This window comes from Bacillus stratosphericus (genome assembly GCF_020524495.1).
GTDB classification, from domain to species: domain Bacteria; phylum Bacillota; class Bacilli; order Bacillales; family Bacillaceae; genus Bacillus; species Bacillus stratosphericus_B.
Window position 1 is genome coordinate 26,342 of the sequence record NZ_JAIVLB010000027.1, and the last position, 17,967, is coordinate 44,308.

The following is a 17,967-nucleotide window of genomic DNA, read 5'->3' on the forward strand; positions in this document are numbered from 1 at the left end:
CTTGTAGACTTTGTCTACAAGCTTTATGCTCGATATTTTATTGCGCTATCGCATAGTTTACAAATTCTACAAAGGCTTCTGTAGCTTTTGGACCGCCATTAATCGTCTCGTTTGAATAACCCCCATTATGAACCCCTACGATTTGTTGGTTTTGATCTAGCATCGCAGAGCCAGAATTGCCGCTATACGTATCAATCGTATAGTATGCTAGATTGGTATCTTCTTTTGTCACACGACCTGACATTTCCCATTGTGACACTTTACCAGTTGATCTCATTTTATCAGCTGGATATCCAGAGATTTTAATCGTTGTTCCAGTCAGATTTGTCACCTGTCGGATTGAGCTGTATCCGACCATATTTCCGATATTCGTATCTGTTTTAATGACGGCAAAATCATATTGGCTCGCGCCTGTATTGATATATCCGCTTGGTACATAGAATTCGGTCATATTTGCTGAGCCGTTCACGGCAGTGCTATCATTCATGCCTGGATATACAGACCCTTTTTCACTATAACTTCTTGTCGACGTAGTGTACACACAGTGTCCATTTGTCAAAATTTTGTTAGGGGCAATGAGTGTCCCAGTACAGCTAGATTCGCCAAATGTTATATAAGCAATAGAATTGTATGGCGCAACTCTTGTGTTCTCTACTTTTGTTCTATCATCGTCTCCAATGACTACTTTTGTTTGATAGTCTTTTAAATATTTAGTTAGTGGTTTTACTTTTTCGCCAACAGTTGAAGAAAGATCATCCACTTGATCAAAGGATAAGGGGGCTTTCGTATCTTTGTGGAAGTCTGCTGAAGAGATCACCTTTCCGTCAGAAGTCACCATGTCATAATCAGACGTTCCTACTGAATCCGATGTGGCTTGGGCAAAACTAGGCACACTTAAAGCACCAAAAACGAGTAGAGAAGGGATTAACTTTTTCAAATTTTTCATCATATTCCTCCTTTTTATTCTATAATTAAAATCATATAATTGTTTCATATTGGAGTAAATGAGAGAATATTCTCATTTTTTACAAAATATATAATTTTGAAATTAGTTGTTTTGTCTCTTTAAACATCCATTCTATCTATGAACAAAGAAAAAACCGCCAGATCGACGGTTTTCTCTGTGAGTTAGCTCCACACATCTTTTACATATCTATTGTCATTAGAAAGTGAAATCAGCCAATTTTCAGATGTTTCTTTCGAACACTGTTTCACGGTTTGATACAGATCGACAAGCGTAGCCTCTACATCTGGTGCCATGACTTTTCCATCCCCGCAAATATACAGATAAGCACCTTGGTCAAGTAATTCAATGAGCATGGCGCCATCCTTTTTAATCAAGTGCTGGACATACACTTTATGCTCATCATAACGAGAGTAGGCCCGGTGAATGGTGACAACTCCTTTTTGCGTTGCAAGCTGCATGTCGTCAAAATACAGGTCGTCTTCATGAGGATGACGACAGCCAAAATATAGATGAGCCTCACCTAGTTGTTTTCCTTCATTCTGCCACTCTTCCCTTGCCTGAACAAACCCTCTGAATGGGGCGATTCCTGTTCCTGGTCCGATCATGATCATTGGGGTTTCAGGGGAAGGAGGCAACTCGAATCCTGTCTGTGCTTCATGCAGGAAACAAGCCACTTCTTCTCCTTCTTGTAGACCACATAAGTAGTTTGATGCGACACCGGCGTATACTCCACGGCCATTCCATGCCTCGCCTTTCACAACAGCTACTGTGATACTGAGCCGTTTTTCATCTACCTTTGGTGAGCTAGAAATCGAGTAATAACGCGGCTTCAAAGCGGATAATAGAGCCAAAAAGTGAACAAAGGGCAGCTCACACGCTTCATATTGTTCTAATAAATCCAGAATGTTCACTCGTTTCTTTAATATGGCCTCTTGATAGGCTTCACCTGCCATTTGTTCAAGCTCAATGCGGTGAGGCGGACATACCGTATATTTTGCGAGCTCTCTTAGCTGCGTACGGGTCGCAAGCTCTTGAATCTCAACATGGGACGCCAATAATTCTCTGATTTGAATCGGCTGATCTAATGGTAAATGACTGGTGTCTTTTTCAGAAGAGAGCTTAATGTGCTGCTGAGGATCTAGTTTAAAGCGATTGGTCACCCGCTGTACGAGCACATCACTATTTTTCGGTACGATCCCGATATGATCCCCTTCTTTGTATTGTTTCCCTTCAGGCAATTTGAGTTCAATATGTCTTGTTTGGCGCTGACTTTTTTCAGATTGTAATTCTTGATTCCTCAATACAAAAGCTGAAAAGGCACCATATGTTTTCGCCACAGGACGTTCCACTAACTCATTCGTAAAATCAATTGATAGATTTGGCTTTTCCTGACTTTTCTCCTGCAAGGTTAAATTAAATGCTTTTGCAAGCTCTTCGAAGACAGTCTTCTGGAATGTTTCTTTATCCTCATCCATATCACCGCCTGCATCGCCTTCGCCTAAATCAGCAACACGTTTCGCTCCTTTTCTTTCAAGTGATTCATCGATGAGACGAGGGATACGCTGATATGTGCTCGCCCAATTTCGATCTCCACACCCAAACACTGCAAATGTCACGTTTAATAAATCCTGCTCCTCATCCTGCGTCACCCATTCCACAAATTGTTTCGCATGGTCAGGCGGATGCCCATTGTATGAAGACGTCACGATCAATACAGCGCCTGACTCAGGTAATTGGCGGGTATAGTCATCAAGTGGTGCAGTTGTCACGTCAAACCCTTTTGATTTTCCATCTTCAGCAAATTCGTTGGCCATCTGCTGTGCAGTGCCAAGATTTGATCCATACAAGACAAGCAGAGGCGTACCGTGACTGGCCACTTTTGACTCATTAGTGGCATTGCTTTTTTTCGATTCCTCTTTCGTTGGTGGCATAAAGAATTGCTGCTTTCTTGGCTGCACTTTGATTTTAAAATCGTTTGGCTTGATCGTTAGGGATTCTTTTAAATCCAGCTCATATGAAGTGTGATCAATCAATTCCAGATTGTGCAGCACCATAGCCAGAACCATGGTGGCTTCATGAAGTGCAAATTGCATACCAATACATGCACGCTGGCCATTTCCAAATGGCTTATAGGCATGCTGCGGAATCTTTTCAGGGTACGTAAAACGTTCAGGTTTAAATTCTTCTGCATCTTCTCCCCAAACCGCTTGATCCCGATGTAATTTAGGAAGCAGGACGCTGACACTTTGGTTTTTTTTAATCGGATATTCCCCTCCGATGACTGTATCTTCTTTCGCATAAAGTGAGAAAGAAGGTGCTGTGGGCCAGAGGCGAAGTGCCTCATTTAGGACCATACGGGTGTAGCTTAGCTTTTGCACCTGCTTATATGTCGGCAGTCCGCCTTGCAGCACATCATCCGCTTCTTGAACGGCTTTCTTTAATTTGTCTGGGTTTTTTAGTAAGAAATAAATTGCAAATGATAGCAGTCCGCTTGTTGTTTCATGACCAGCTATTAAGAAAGTAATGATCTGATAACGGATATTTTCATCCGACAATCTCTCACCTGTTTCAGGATCCTTTGCATGCAGCATGAGAGACAGTAAATCCTCGCCTGTATGATCTTGGTTTTTCCGTTCCCTAATAATGGCATCTACTAACTGCTTCATAAAATCGACATTTTGCTCAAATTCTTTTTTTCTTTTAATCATTAGTTTATCTGCAAACGGCCATCTGCTCGTTTGATCCATTGCTTCAATTAAACCTTTCAGCATGCTTTCGATAAAAGGGTGCTGATTTTCCTTATAAAAGCTGTTAAACCGAAAATCAAACCCGCATAGTCCGATCGTATCTAAAGTGAGCTTTGTCATATCTTCTGCTACTTCAATTTCTTCATCTCGGCCTGACCTTTGCCATTTTTGCACAAGCTGTGTTGCAATATCGAGCATCATTTCGTGATAGCCCTTCATTGCTTTCTGGCTAAAGGCAGGCATCAAAATTTGATGGGCTTTTTTCCAGTTCGGCTCTGCTGTCCAGCTAGTAAATAGCCCATCCCCTGCAAATGCCCTGGCTTTGTCGAGACTAACCCCAATGTATTTATCAAAACGGCTCTCATCACACACTTCGCTAACAAGTTCATGGCTTGAAACAAAAATACTTGTTTGACCTGTAAATTCAAACTGAAAAATTGGCCCTAAATCATCTGCTAAACGCCAAAAAGTTTGAGCAAGCTCTCCCTTCTTTAAAAGGGGGATGTTTTTTAAAGGTCCGTATGTTTTTGGTTTTGGAATGATTGATGTTTGTTTCATGTGTCCACTCCCTTTATTTCATGATGAGGCAACGCTAATGGCGCGCCATAAGCATTGCTCAATTTCCTCTAAAAATTCAATCGTTGGCTCTATTTCCTCTGCAAGAATCTGTTTATGAAGCTGTACAAAAGCACCAAATACAATCGATAAAATGGTTCTTCCCGAGAGATTTGGATGAATCCCATCCTTCTTCCCTTCTTCAAAGATGAGAAATAGCTCATTTAACAAATGCTGCATTTTTTCTTTACTCGTATCATCTAAGTAATGTGACCGTTTATCAATTTCTAAGAAATAAAGACCACTTGGATTCTCCTTTGTAAACAGAACCAAGCAATAAAAGATATGCTTGAAATAAGCCCTGATACTTGCTTTTGGATCTGGACTGTTTGTATTCATTTTGTCGATAAATGCTGTAAGGCTTCGCTGGTACAATATATTCACGAGCGCTTCTTTGCTATCGAAATACCGGTAAATGGTTCCCGCTCCAACATTGGCATTTTTTGAAATCATTGGCATCGTAGTGCCATCAAATCCTCGTTCAATAAATAAATCAAGTGAAGCCTTCATGATCTGCTCCTGTTTATCATTAGCTAATGGCATTTCATCCTCTCCTCTTAATGATTAGGAATGAATGTTCATTCCGCATGAGACATATTATATTAATATTTTAGTTTCTTCTATTTTACTTAAACATACTTATTTTGCTCCGTCACTACATTTTCTAAAAATAATAATAATTGAGAAATGATACTTAGTCAGTATGCATCCAAAAGGCTTATAAATATTGTCAAATTCGTGACGCGGGGGTGACATGGGCCCTACACATTCATTCCTGATCGATTGGAGAATGAATGTCATCGTCATATGTATCAATATATAAGCTCCCATTACTGGCACGCACGGCGTATACAATGTCTTGTAAGGTCAGCTGCCTTTTTTGAAGTTCTTCATGTACCCATTGCTCCGATAATTGGTTTTCATGGATGTTCTTCAAAATGAGCTTTCCGTCCATGATGACTTCAATTGGCATGTAACGCTCTGCCTTCATCCACAAATTAATATCCTTTCGCGTTACATTTTCAAATGAAGGATATTTTTTCACTGACATATGCCCATCTGTTTCAATCATCGCAAATTCAACTTCACTAATATCAAACACACCTTTTTCTCTGAGCTGCTGGTTTAAATAATCAAGTGTATATCTCATGCCCTTCATATTGTCTTCAAGAATTTTGCCACTTTGTATCACAAGCGTTGGTTTACCGGCCATAAATCCTCTCATCTTCCGGCTTCTTAAAGCAAGCAAAGAAATGACATAAATAATGATAACAAGTGACAGAAAAGAGATCGTCGTGTGATGAAGCGGAAGCGTGGTATTAAACGCAAGGTTCGCCGCAATTGAACCTAAGCTGATAGCTGCAATAAAATCAAAAATATTCATTTGCGCAATGGTTTGCTTTCCAAGAAGACGAGCTCCGCCAAATAAAATAGCAAAAGCAAACATCGTCCGAACAATCACTTCGATATAATCAGGCATTTAAGATTCCACCTTTCCATTTCATGAAAAAAAGCCTTTTCTTAGAAAAGACTCTTTTTTAGACTATGCATTTATTCCATCATTATGCAATTGAGTAGCTTCGCTTTACTCGAATGTAATCGCAGCTCAATAATGACATATCCCTCTTCTTTGATCGAGTCATCATGAGATACGGACTGATACCATTTATCGAAAGATGTCCAACCATGAAACGCAGCTACTTTCTGCTTGCATGGCATTTCGATTTGTTCACTTAGTCTTTTCACTTCAGAAAATGGCGCTTTTTCATAGGTCAGCCGACGCTTTATACTATTTTTTGTAATAAAGCTGTGTCAAGTGGCACTTGCGTGAAATATATACCCTGTAACAATACGTAGTGGCTAATGATTTCTATTGAGAAATCGACTTACTTGTAACATGTGTTGCATTAATCACAGTAAAGGTCCCGCATCTATTCGGGCTGTGAGTAAATCAAATAATAAAGACCAGACTTTATGACCTGTTTGCTTGTAATTTCCGGTTTTCCATTGATTGATAACTGCGGGGGCTGGGTCAACAGATGGATTTAAAGGAAATGGCTCTAAGCCTTGCTATGATCCACGTTGACTTACCTACACCTGGGAGACCTCGTAAATAGACTAAAGTTCTCATATTGGTTCTCCTATAATGAATAATATTTTTACCATTACAAATAAATTATGGATAAATATCAACCTTTTGTTTATTATGGTAATATATATATATAAAGGGAGGACTATCTCGTGTCTAATGGAGAAAATGTAGCATTCAACATTGGAGATATCATATTTCAAGTGTTTTCGCTTCTATTCATTGCTTTTATTGTGACATTCATTGTTATTGCGTTTCGAATGCTCAAAAGAAAACGATTGGAATTGAAGAAAGTCGAAGCTAGATTAAACGAAGTGATTAAAAAAAACAATTTAAAAGAGTAAAAAATCCGGGGATTAACCGGATTTTTTTGTTGCCATCACTTAAAATAGCGACAGGAGCACTCGACCATTTGACAATAATAGAAGAAAACGAAATGGCCATAATTGAAATCACAAGCGGCAAGATGATTTTTAAAACTTATGAAAGCCCTGATTCATTATCTATTAGTAGATAAACGGCCCGAAACGGACCATGAACACCAACCACTAAATTCATTTCAATATCGGCAGAATTACTCGGACCTGATATAAAATGAATGGCTCCTTTTGGCTGCTCCCTCTCTTCTACCGACCGATTGAAAGCCGAAACGGCCTGAATCATTCGTGGAACAATCGTGCTCTTTTCTATACACACAATATACATCATTGGTAAAAAATGAAGTGCTCTTCCTTGACCTTGATGGGATGAAACAACAACCGTTCCTGATTCTGCAAGTGTGTAATCACTGAACACAACTGCATATTTCGCTTTTTCTGCCTGCCTTATATTTTCGTACCTTGAAGCATCTGCTTCCCAGCTAGTGACTGCGATGCCTTCTTTTTGCAAGCCGACAAACATAGGATGAAATCCATATTGACCAAAACGGCTATCGCTTGAAGTCATCACTTCACCCTCTCCATACTCTGCCATTATTGAGCGTAATGCAGACGGCGCTTCCTGCGGCGTTGTTTCAATCACTCTTGTGTGAATTTGTTGACATTGCTTCTTTAATTGCTCCACCAATTCTTCTTTAGACAGAAGCCCGTTTGTTTCCCAATGTACTTGATGTTTCCATACCGGACGCTGGATAGATAGAGAGGGACCTTTGCCTAATTGATGCTGGATATGAGCTAAAAACGAATCTCGATGAGAAATGCTTCCTTTCATTCCCGCTCCTCCTTTTGTTTCTTTTTAAACCAATCTCGAAATCTCTCTTTACTTGGAGCTGGCAGGTCGCGAATATCTGTCCAATTCTTTAAAGGACCCATTCCTTTTGAAATCCGTCCATTTGAGGCCATACGATTCATCAAAGCAGGGGCTACCTTTGTTCCAAATTGATACACGCTGGGAGTCGATGCCCCCATTCCAAACATTTTCATGGCCATCATTTCAGCTTTGGGCGCTATCCCCTCTTTTTCAACGATGACTTGTCTATGTTTGACTAATAATTCATGAAGTGGAATTTTCACGGGACAAGCTTCCGTACAGGCTGCACACAAGCTTGATGCAAAGGGAAGCTCTTTGTAGTCATCATAGCCGCCAAGAAGTGGCGAGAGAACAGCGCCAATCGGACCCGGATAAATCGATCCGTACGCATGTCCGCCAACATGCCGATAAACTGGGCATACATTAATACAAGCTGCACACCGAATACATTGCAGAACAGGCTGAAAAGGTGTACCTAATATATTTGACCTCCCGTTATCAACAATGACCAAATGAAACTCTTCTGGCCCATCGACCTCTCCTTCTCCTTTTGGCCCCACGACGGAGATATAACTTGTTAATTTTTGACCGACTGCGCTTTTGCACAAAAGTCCAACAAGGACATCAAGCTCCTCCATCGTTGGAACAAGCCGCTCCATCCCCATGACTGCTATATGTGTCTTTGGTATAGCAGTGACGAAATCCGCATTCCCTTCATTTGTCACAAGACAAATTGAGCCTGTGTTCGCCACAGCAAAATTACAGCCGGTCACGCCAATATCGGCTTCGAGGAATTTTTCTCGTAATATCGCTCTCACAAAGCTCGTCATATCTTCAGGGGTGTCTGACATGTCATATCCAAGCTTTTCGTGAAACACTTCCCGTATTTGCTCTTTTGTCATATGAAGAGCAGGTGCCACGATATGCGAAGGCGATTCATGATCGTCTACTTGCAGAATATATTCACCAAGATCGCTTTCAACTACCTCACAGCCGATCTCTTCAAGTGCTTGATTCATTTCAATTTCTTCTGTGACCATAGATTTTGATTTGACGATCTTTTTGGCCGCTTTTTTTTGTGCCACCTCTTGAATATACGCTGATGCCTCTTCCTTTGTTTTTGCAAAAAAGACATGGCCTCCGCGTTCACTCACGCTCTCGCTTAATTGATATAAGTAGTCATCAAGATGGGCCAGTGTATGCTGCCTGATCTCCTCGCCAAGTTCACGCCATTTTTCCCAGTTGCCAAGCTCTTCGCTTGCAGCCAACCGCCTTTTATACAGGCGCTCCTGTGCCGAAGAAACAGCTCCTCTCATGACAGCGTCTTCTAAGCCTTCCCCGATTCGCTCTTTAAAGGCCTTCTCTCCAATTTTCATACTCATGTGCCGTTCCCCCTCTTAGCGTCAGCGGCTATTTAATACTTCTGCGATATGCATCACTTTGATTGGTTTTTCAAGACGGTTCAGCCTTCCACCAATATTCAGCAGGCATCCACAGTCAGCACCAATGATATATTCAGCGCCTGCTTCCTCTATACTTTGTACTTTTTCGTCGACCATTTGCTCAGAAATGGGTGTCATTTTCACTGAAAAGGTTCCTCCAAATCCGCAGCAATTTTCTGAACGAGGCAATGGTTCAATCGTCAAATCTTTGACATTTGACAACAATGTGAATGGCGCTTCCTTAATTCTTAGCAGTCTCGTCATATGGCAGGAGGTATGGTAGGTTGCTATTCCTTTCAGACTCGCACCTACATCTGTCACGTGTAAAATATCAACAATAAATTCCGTTAATTCATAGGTTTTCGCAGCAAGCCCCTCAGCCTGGGCTGACCACACTGGATCTTCTTTCAAAAGATGAGGATACTCTAAAAACATCGCCTTACAAGAACCTGATGGTGTCACGACATATTCAGCTGATTCAAAGGCTTTGATCATGTTTTTCGCTGCTTTGATCGTTTCTTTTGTATAGCCGCTGTTAAAGGCTGGCTGCCCGCAGCACACTTGTGCTTCTGGAAATTCCACTTCAACACCGAGGCGCTCTAACACCTCGACTGTCGCCCTTCCTACATTTGGCTGCATTGTGTCAATTAAACAGGTGACGAATAAACTGACTTTCATCCGCGAACTTCCTTTCTTTTGTTCCACTTTGATTCATATCTGGTCATCTGATGACTAAATGATAAGTCTTCATTTCATTTTAACCCCAAATTTGTGAAATTTCAACGAAGTGATTTGTCTAAAATTTGGACATATTCCACTTATTGCTTCATCAAAAGAAGCTAGCACCATAATAGGTGCTAGCTTCTTATTTTAATCATTATCCTTCAAGCAATAGCTGCTCAGGATCTTCAAGTAGGCTTTTAATGGTGACAAGGAATCCAACTGCTTCTTTTCCATCAACAATACGGTGGTCGTAAGAAAGAGCTAAATACATCATTGGACGGTTTTCAAAACGTTCTTCATCAATCGCAACAGGACGAAGTTGAATTTTATGCATCCCTAAAATACCAACTTGAGGGCTGTTTAGAATCGGTGTTGAAAGAAGAGAACCAAATGTTCCTCCGTTTGTGATCGTGAATGATCCACCTTGTAACTCATTGAGAGACAACTTGTTATCTCTTGCTTTTTTCGCAAGATGACCAATTTCTTTTTCAATCCCTGCAAATGACAATCTGTCTGCATCACGGACAACCGGTACAACGAGTCCTTCATTGGCAGCGACAGCGATGCCGATATCATAGAATTTCTTAATGACAAGCTCATCACCTTGGATTTCTGCATTGAGAAGCGGATATTTTTTCAGTGCTGCTACAACTGCTTTTGTGAAGAAGGACATAAAGCCAAGTTTCACATCATTTTGCTCAAAGAAGGCATCTTTACGACGCTTTCTTAGGTCCATCACAGCTGTCATATCGACTTCATTAAATGTCGTCAGCATCGCAGCCGTTTGTTGAACTTCAACTAAGCGTTTAGCAATCGTTTGTCTCCGGCGTGACATTCTTTCACGCTCAACTGGTTTCCCTGCTTGATCATTTTGCACTGAAGCATTTGCTTTTGGCGCGGCTTTCGGTGCACTTGCAGGCGCTTCATTCTTTTGATAAGAAGCCACATCCTGCTTTCGTACCCTGCCCAGCGGATCTACGGTTGGAATCTCAGATAAGTCTAGCCCCTTCTCCCGTGCTAGTTTTCTAGCTGCAGGAGAAGCGATGGTTCTGCCATTACCAGATTTCGGCTCTTCTTTTGCTGCTTCTTCCTTTTGTTCAGCTGCCGGTTCTTCTTTCGAAGCTGGTGCTAAAGCTGCGGACTCGCTTCCGCCAGCTTCACCTGCTACAATGGTTCCGATGACTTCTCCAACTTGTACAGTGTCACCAGAATCTTTTAGCACTTCTTTTAGCACACCAGATTCTTCAGCTGTCAGTTCGACATTGACTTTATCTGTTTCAAGTTCTAACAGATATTCTCCCTGCTCAACATAATCGCCCGGCTGCTTCAGCCATTGAGCAATCGTTCCTTCCGAGATTGATTCCGCTAATTCAGGTACTTTAATTTCCGCCATTTTTCATTTCCCCCTTAGTTTTTGCGAGTCAAGCTATCAGATACAATTCGTTCTTGTTCTTTTTTATGCACAGTTGGATCACCCTCAGCCGTACTTGAACGTCTTCTGCGGCCGATGTAACGTACTTTTACTTTTTCAGGTGCAATTTCACGTAAATATGGCTCAATGTATCCCCAAGCCCCCATATTTTGTGGTTCTTCTTGCACCCATACGATTTCTTCTAAGTTCGTCAGTTTCGTTAAAATTGCTTTAATATCTTTAGCTGGGAATGGATATAGTTGTTCCACTCTAGCAATATGAATCCAATCTTTCGGCTCTTCCATTTGAGTAAAACGATCACTAATATCAATCGATACCTTCCCGCTGGATAGAACGAGGCGTGATACTTTTTCATGATCATGCACAAGTCCTGGCTGTTCAAGAACTGCACGGAACTCTCCATCCGTTAATTCTTTGACTTCAGATAATGTGTTCGGGTTACGAAGCAGGCTCTTCGGTGTCATAATGACAAGCGGACGAATCTCTTCACGAAGCAGCATTTTCGCCTGTCTTCTAAGAATATGGAAGTATTGCGCTGCACTTGTCAGGTTCGCCACTGTCCAGTTATTCTCAGCAGCTGATTGCAGGAAGCGCTCTGTTCTTCCACTTGAATGTTCTGGACCTTGTCCTTCATATCCATGTGGTAAGAGCATCACAAGACCTGATTTTTGTCCCCATTTTGCGCGACCTGCTGAAATAAATTGATCAAAATACACTTGAGCCGCATTTGCGAAGTCTCCAAATTGAGCTTCCCAAATCACCAATGTTTCAGGAGAATAGACATTATAACCATATTCAAATCCAATGACAGAGCCTTCCGAGAGTGGACTGTTATGAACTGTAAATGAAGCATTCGCATCACTCAGTTCATGAAGAGCAATAAATTCATCTCCCGTTTGGCTGTCGTGAAGAACAAGGTTTCTTTGAGCAAATGTGCCTCGCTCTGAATCCTGTCCAGTCATTCGAATTGGCGTACCGTCTTTTAATATAGATGCAAATGCCAGTGCTTCCCCAAGTGACCACTCCACTTTACGGGCATCTGTAAACACCTTTGCACGTTTTTCAAGGATCCGTTTTAGCTTACCAAATACTTGGAAATCTTTCGGCCAGCTAATCAATTCTTCATTCAGCTTTCTCAATACATCAAATTCTACTGATGTGTCAACTGCTGGGAAACCATTAGATACTGGCTCTGGCAGTTCGATTTCTTGAATCGTATGTTCTTTCTTTGAAGGCACTTTTTTATAGGCTTCTTCTATTTTTGCCGTCACAGCCTGCTCGATTTCTTCTCTTTGTTCTTTTGACAGAAGGCCCTCTGTGACAAGCTTATCCGCAAAGATATTCTTAACGGTTTTATGCTTTCGGACCGCATCGTATAGCATTGGCTGAGTCGTAGAAGGCTCATCCATTTCGTTATGACCGTATCTGCGGTAACCAATCAGGTCAATTAAGAAATCCTTCTTGAAGCGTTTACGGTATTCTACAGCTAGCTGAACAGCCGCTAAACATGCTTCTGGATCATCTGCATTGACGTGAACAATTGGAATCTCAAAGCCTTTTGCAAGGTCACTCGCGTATTTCGTTGAACGAGACTCATTGCTTTCAGTGGTAAACCCAATCATATTGTTTGCAATGATATGGATTGTTCCACCCACTTGATAGCCGACCAATTGACTTAAATTTAATGTTTCTGCTACAATTCCTTCTCCAGGAAATGCAGCATCACCATGAATTAAGATGGCTAGCGCCTTTTCAACGTCTTGTACTGGATAGCCTTTTTGAGTACGCGATTCCTGAGCGGCACGTGTGCTTCCTTCAATAATCGGGTCAATAAATTCCAAGTGACTTGGGTTATTGGCAAGGGTGACTCTCGCACTCTTTGTATCTTCATCTTTAATTTGACGGTCAGCCCCAAGATGGTACTTGACATCCCCTGTCCATCCGTAGCTGATCCCAATAGAGCCCTCAGATGGAACAAGCTCTTTATTTGGCGCATGCTGGAATTCTGAGAAAATGATCTCATATGGCTTTCCTAAAACATGTGCTAATACATTTAAACGACCTCTATGTGCCATTCCAATGTTAATATTTGAAGTCCCTTGTGTAACAGACTCTGATATAATTTCATCAAGTACTGGAACAAGTGCGTCTAATCCTTCTATAGAAAAACGCTTTTGTCCAACAAATGTTTTATGAAGGAACTGCTCAAAATTCTCGACTTCTGTTAATCTTTTGAATACAGAAACCAGTTTATCCGCTGGCTTTTTCATAAATAGTTCACCAGATTCGATCGAGTTTAAGAGCCAGTTTCGTTCTTCGAAGTCATGAACATGATCAAACTCAAATGAAATGGTACGCTTATACGTATTTCTCAAATGGTTAATGGCTTCTATGCCGTTTGAAATGTTTTTTGGTGCATTTGCACTAATAATCGATATCGGAATATCCCTGACATCTTTTTCTGTTAAACCGTAATCCTTTAAAGGAAACAGCTCTTGTAATTCCTTTTCTTTACGAAGAGGATTGACGGAAGCATTTAAATGGCCATACGTTCTGATGTCTTCTGCCAGTTTAACGACTGATGCTATCTTTTGGATTTGTTCAGAAGTAACTACGCTATTTTCTTTTTTCCTAATTTCCTCCTTCATTTCACTCGGTGGTGCACCAAGTTCATCAAATATGCCTCTTAGATCTTCATCAACACTAGTAGGATCCTGGACATATTGATCATAGAGCTCGAGCACGTAGCCGAGGTTCGGACCATGAAATTCTTCCCAACTCAACGGTTGTTTCACATCATTTTGAAACATTTTGAACACTACCCCCAACTTTGATCATCAAGTGATTGAACACTATCTCGATATAACTTCCAGAACATAATGACCAAATTTATGTAATAAAACGCTTCCAATAATATTTTACCACTGTTTCGGATTACTTTCTACATTCTTTGTTAAATTAAAGATAAAAAATTCAAAGAAAAACAAAGAATTTAAATCATTCCGAAAAATAATTTGAAGAAAGGGGCAAAACAAAACCTTATGCCCCAATGCTTTTATACAGCAGTTTCTTCAGTAATGGATATAAGACATCTGGTAATGTATCGACATCTGGTACAAAAATGCTGAACTTGCCATACATATCTTGAATGGTTTTCATCTGCGCTTCTTCAATCGGTGAATTGGATAAAAACACATTGATGACCTCAATTCCCTTTTTCCTCGCTTCAAGAACCGCTTCATGCGTATCTACGATCCCATTTTGCTCGTAGCTGAATGCGGCTGGTTCCCCGTCTGAGAACACAATGAGAAATTTTTGTTCTTCTCTTCGTTTCAAAATCATTTTTGTCATTTGGCGAATCGCATAGCCATCTCGGTTGTCCTCTTCTGGCTCAAGTGACATAATGGAAGGCCCTGCATCAAATAAAGAATCTTTGAAAGACACGACTGTGTTGAAATAGTTCGGCTGACTTGTTTCTGTTGCGTCGTTTGTATCTTCCCAGAACCCAACAATTTGGTGCGGTACTTGAACTGATTTTAACGCTTCATGAAAAAGAACAATCCCTTTTTTCGTCTCATCCATCTTGTCAAACATGCTCGCAGAACAGTCAACTAATAAGGTAAAAACAGCATCAATTTGAGAAGATGGTGCCTGTTTTTTATAGAAAAGACGCGGGTTAGACTCTGTAAAATAGCGGACAAGCTTTTTACTGAGACGTCCTGCATGAAGGTCGGTTTTTGGCCATGATTTTTTATGCTCTAGTGTTTTTTGAATCATTTGCTTTAACTGTTTTTGATAAGGTTTTATCGCCTTTGCATACTGCTTGTACACATCTATTTGCTCTGGAACTGGAGGCTCTGGTGAAGTCATCACCGGAAACGCATATTTGTTCTCTTTTCCATTTTCATGAGCATCTACTCCGCTTTCTTCCCCATTAGCCTCTTCTAGTGCTTCAAGCTTTGAATAGTCTTTTCGATGTGTTTGTTTTGCAGAGCCTTGAACAGTTCCAAACGCCTGATCTCCATCATCACCTTCTCTTGCCGCATCCTTACCGAGATCACTTTTACCGCCGTGCTCTAAATCAAATTGAAGAAAGCTTTTTGATGGCGCTTCAGTTTCTCTATGCCAAACTTCCATATATTCTTGGTGGATGTCTTCATCCCCATCTTTTTCCCGGTCAACTTTGATGTCCTCACTTATTTTAGGTTTTCTTTTTAAGTCATGGAACAGCGGTTCTTTTGCCGCTTTTTCATAGTCCAATTCCGGGAAGAAAAAGTATGTATTCAGCATATCTTTTTCAAGAAGCTCATCAAAGCCTTCGGTCAATTCTTTCACAATTGTGGCGATGTCAGATGTTGAGCCTGCTTCATAGACACGTTCAAGGCTCGATTCTATAAACGGTATCATTGGGTTGATCCGTTCGTGAAGGGGTGGAATCTCTTCTAACGGTGAATCAGTTGTCAGCTTCACATAAATCGCACAAAACAATGCGTCTGTTAAAATGCTTCGTTCTTGGTTAATGGTTAATTGCGTCTTAAAGTGACGCCTGTAAAGCTCTCTTCTACGTTTAAATACCTTTTTTGTTCCTGGGCGGTCACGTTTAATCCGTTCTTCAATCCGGATATCTTCAAACAGCATAAACAATTGTTTACATACATCAGGAATTGATAGTGTGTGAGCATAGCGGATGATGTCCTCAAACACAGTAAGATCACTATGCACTGTCCCTACTGCGCGCAAAAAAACATCACTTTTCAGCCCTGCTATCATGTCTTCTTGTTTACGATCATCCCAAAAATGGCTGATGAAAATTTTCTTTTCAAAAGGTTCATAGTAGGATTGCACACCGTATTCAAGTTCTACATCATCACTTTTCGCTAACGTTTTGGCTAAATCCGTTAATTCCATCAATAGAAATGAATCGATTCTGCTGTCATTAAATTTGATGAATTTCAAAAGTCAAAACCTCACTCGAATAATGTTTGGGCGATATTTCTTACCGCTGCTTTTTCCCGGTGATCTTCTAGCTTTTCAACAATCCCTCGTTCAACTGCACGAAGCGGCGGGATATATTGCGCAAGATCACATGTATCTAAGAGCGCACGGATGGAAGCTGCTTCTTCACTAACCTGTCCATTGTGTGCTTGTGTAATGAGATCTGATGAGAGCTGTACGAATTGATCGATTAACCGCTCATCCTTTAAAACCGACTGAGATTGTAGCACGCCTTTTAAAATACCGCCGCCAATGTAAGGAACATCAATGACGACAAAACGGTTTTTCAGCGCTTCATTTAAAGGCACTGTACCAACATACCCTTCATTGATTGCCGCAATAACACCAAAGCCTTCTTTTGCTTTGACGACTTCACCTGTAAATGGGTTTGTCATCATTTTTCGGTAGTCGAGTACACCATTTAAAATAGGTAGTGTTTCCGGTTTGGCCATGTTGATTTCATCAATATATAAAAGGTGGCCTTTTTTCATCGCTTTTGTAACGGGTCCTTCAATGAATTCAATAGAAGCGGCCTGACCATCATTATGGATGGTTTTATAGCCAATTAAGCTTTCTGCATCAAGGTCAACCGAGCAGTTCACACTGTGCATCGGCTGTTTAAAGAAAGCGGACAAGGTTTCTGCTAGTTTTGTTTTACCTGAGCCAGTCGGCCCTTTTAAAAGGACGTTTTTTCCTAGCGCAAGCGCAATCATGGCATCTTGAATGATAGAAGTATCCTGTGATTCATAACCACCTGTTCCGATGAGCGGACGAAATTCTTCTTCTAGAACCTTTGCTTTCGCTTCGATCATTGCTTGAATTTCTTCTGGGAGTGATTGTTTAAACATATATGATTAATTCCTCTCTTCGAACATTTTCCTCAACAAGTATACTAAAAAAACCTTTATGCACTCAATACATAAAGGTTCTTCATCTGTTATTTTCCCATTTCTTTTGTGATCGCTCCGCAAGCAATGCGTTTACCAGAGTTTCCAGAAGGGTTGCTTAAGTAATCATCTGCTTCTGCATGGATGATAAAGCTTCGTCCGTTTTGATCTAACAATTGATTCGGGCCCCCCTTTAAGGTTATATCTGGTACATTGACGACAACATCAATTTGACCATCTGCTCCCACCTCTAAATTAGGCATATCACTAGCATGATGCCCCTTTGGGTTGTCAAAGCCATGCTCCCTATGCGTTGGATTAAAATGGGCACCTGCCGTTTCAAAATCCGGCGTTTCACATATACCTGTCTCATGAATATGGAAACCGTGAGGCCCTGGCGGTAATCCTTTCGCTTTCACATGTAAATCGAGTCCATTTGCAATAGATTCCCTTACTTCGATGCTTCCTATTTTTCGCCCACTTTCATTGATCAATGAAGTGGTGATTGGCGCTTGCTTAGATGCTGCAGCTTCACGGCTCTCTTCTGTCGTTTCTTTTTTCGGCGGTGCATGACATGCTGATACAAGAAAGGTCAAACAAATCATGATCGTCCACACTGACATTTTCATATGACTGCCCCCTTTTGATATCAGTATGGACAATCACATGAGAGGACAAACAAAAAAAACCGAATTTGAAGTGCACCCCCTTAAGTTAGACACGGTATTTATTAGACAGCTTTCGAGGCATGAGTTCGATATTGTATCGGACTCATGCCTTTTAGTTTCGTCTTTATACGTGTGTGATTGTAGTAATCAATAT

14 protein-coding genes are annotated in these 17,967 nt (G+C 40.9%); 1 reads left to right on the forward strand and 13 read right to left on the reverse strand.

Translation table 11 applies throughout. From position 1 onward, the window contains the following. Positions 1-37: 37 nt before the first annotated feature. The 4 genes from LC033_RS11735 to LC033_RS11750 form a co-directional block, all read right to left on the reverse strand. Positions 38-946, reverse strand: coding sequence for a trypsin-like serine peptidase (locus tag LC033_RS11735; protein ID WP_226568622.1), 909 nt, complete (start codon positions 944-946; stop codon positions 38-40). Positions 947-1,128: 182 nt separating this feature from the next. Further along, positions 1,129-4,272, reverse strand: coding sequence for a bifunctional cytochrome P450/NADPH--P450 reductase (locus LC033_RS11740; protein ID WP_226568624.1), 3,144 nt, complete (start codon positions 4,270-4,272; stop codon positions 1,129-1,131). A gap of 18 nt (positions 4,273-4,290) precedes the next feature. Then, positions 4,291-4,872 carry a TetR/AcrR family transcriptional regulator gene (locus LC033_RS11745; protein ID WP_226568627.1) on the reverse strand — a complete coding sequence of 194 codons (582 nt, stop codon included), beginning with the start codon at positions 4,870-4,872 and terminating at the stop codon, positions 4,291-4,293. 226 nt (positions 4,873-5,098) lie between these two features. Beyond that, positions 5,099-5,809: a DUF421 domain-containing protein gene (locus LC033_RS11750; protein WP_226568629.1), complete on the reverse strand. Its 711-nt coding sequence runs from the start codon at positions 5,807-5,809 to the stop codon at positions 5,099-5,101. Positions 5,810-6,570: 761 nt separating this feature from the next. Here LC033_RS11750 and LC033_RS11755 point away from each other — a divergent pair. Then, a complete protein-coding gene (locus tag LC033_RS11755; protein WP_226568632.1) occupies positions 6,571-6,762 on the forward strand; it encodes a hypothetical protein in 192 nt (63 codons plus the stop codon). Positions 6,763-6,898: 136 nt separating this feature from the next. Here the strand turns inward: LC033_RS11755 and LC033_RS11760 are convergent, their stop codons facing one another. The 9 genes from LC033_RS11760 to LC033_RS11800 form a co-directional block, all read right to left on the reverse strand. Then, positions 6,899-7,627 carry a LutC/YkgG family protein gene (locus LC033_RS11760; RefSeq protein ID WP_226568635.1) on the reverse strand — a complete coding sequence of 243 codons (729 nt, stop codon included), beginning with the start codon at positions 7,625-7,627 and terminating at the stop codon, positions 6,899-6,901. After that, positions 7,624-9,048, reverse strand: a complete 1,425-nt coding sequence (locus LC033_RS11765; RefSeq protein ID WP_226568637.1) for a LutB/LldF family L-lactate oxidation iron-sulfur protein — start codon at positions 9,046-9,048, stop codon at positions 7,624-7,626. Before LC033_RS11765 ends, LC033_RS11760 begins: the two co-directional genes overlap by 4 nt. 21 nt (positions 9,049-9,069) lie before the next feature. Beyond that, a complete protein-coding gene (locus LC033_RS11770) occupies positions 9,070-9,786 on the reverse strand; it encodes a (Fe-S)-binding protein (protein ID WP_226568639.1) in 717 nt (238 codons plus the stop codon). Between the two features lie 199 nt (positions 9,787-9,985). Continuing rightward, a complete protein-coding gene (odhB, locus tag LC033_RS11775) occupies positions 9,986-11,224 on the reverse strand; it encodes a 2-oxoglutarate dehydrogenase complex dihydrolipoyllysine-residue succinyltransferase (RefSeq protein ID WP_226568641.1) in 1,239 nt (412 codons plus the stop codon). 14 nt (positions 11,225-11,238) lie between these two features. Next, positions 11,239-14,073: a 2-oxoglutarate dehydrogenase E1 component gene (gene sucA, locus LC033_RS11780; protein ID WP_226568643.1), complete on the reverse strand. Its 2,835-nt coding sequence runs from the start codon at positions 14,071-14,073 to the stop codon at positions 11,239-11,241. A gap of 229 nt (positions 14,074-14,302) precedes the next feature. After that, positions 14,303-16,219, reverse strand: coding sequence for a vWA domain-containing protein (locus LC033_RS11785; protein WP_226568645.1), 1,917 nt, complete (start codon positions 16,217-16,219; stop codon positions 14,303-14,305). An 11-nt stretch (positions 16,220-16,230) separates the two neighbouring features. Further along, positions 16,231-17,106, reverse strand: coding sequence for an ATP-binding protein (locus tag LC033_RS11790; RefSeq protein WP_226568647.1), 876 nt, complete (start codon positions 17,104-17,106; stop codon positions 16,231-16,233). Between the two features lie 89 nt (positions 17,107-17,195). Continuing rightward, entirely contained in the window at positions 17,196-17,774 is a 579-nt protein-coding gene (locus LC033_RS11795; RefSeq protein ID WP_226568650.1) for a superoxide dismutase family protein, read from the reverse strand. 101 nt (positions 17,775-17,875) lie between these two features. Then, positions 17,876-17,967, reverse strand: a 92-nt coding sequence (locus tag LC033_RS11800; RefSeq protein WP_226568657.1) for an IS3 family transposase, incomplete at its 5' end; no start/stop codon positions are given.

Bases quoted from the DNA above. Each gene is read 5' to 3' on its own strand.
- LC033_RS11735 (WP_226568622.1), bottom strand. From the start codon at position 946: ATGAAAAATTTGAAAAAGTTAATCCCTTCTCTACTCGTTTTTGGTGCT.
- LC033_RS11740 (WP_226568624.1), bottom strand. From the start codon at position 4,272: ATGAAACAAACATCAATCATTCCAAAACCAAAAACATACGGACCTTTA.
- LC033_RS11745 (WP_226568627.1), bottom strand. From the start codon at position 4,872: ATGCCATTAGCTAATGATAAACAGGAGCAGATCATGAAGGCTTCACTT.
- LC033_RS11750 (WP_226568629.1), bottom strand. From the start codon at position 5,809: ATGCCTGATTATATCGAAGTGATTGTTCGGACGATGTTTGCTTTTGCT.
- LC033_RS11760 (WP_226568635.1), bottom strand. From the start codon at position 7,627: ATGAAAGGAAGCATTTCTCATCGAGATTCGTTTTTAGCTCATATCCAG.
- LC033_RS11765 (WP_226568637.1), bottom strand. From the start codon at position 9,048: ATGAGTATGAAAATTGGAGAGAAGGCCTTTAAAGAGCGAATCGGGGAA.
- LC033_RS11770 (WP_226568639.1), bottom strand. From the start codon at position 9,786: ATGAAAGTCAGTTTATTCGTCACCTGTTTAATTGACACAATGCAGCCA.
- odhB (WP_226568641.1), bottom strand. From the start codon at position 11,224: ATGGCGGAAATTAAAGTACCTGAATTAGCGGAATCAATCTCGGAAGGA.
- sucA (WP_226568643.1), bottom strand. From the start codon at position 14,073: ATGTTTCAAAATGATGTGAAACAACCGTTGAGTTGGGAAGAATTTCAT.
- LC033_RS11790 (WP_226568647.1), bottom strand. From the start codon at position 17,106: ATGTTTAAACAATCACTCCCAGAAGAAATTCAAGCAATGATCGAAGCG.
- LC033_RS11795 (WP_226568650.1), bottom strand. From the start codon at position 17,774: ATGAAAATGTCAGTGTGGACGATCATGATTTGTTTGACCTTTCTTGTA.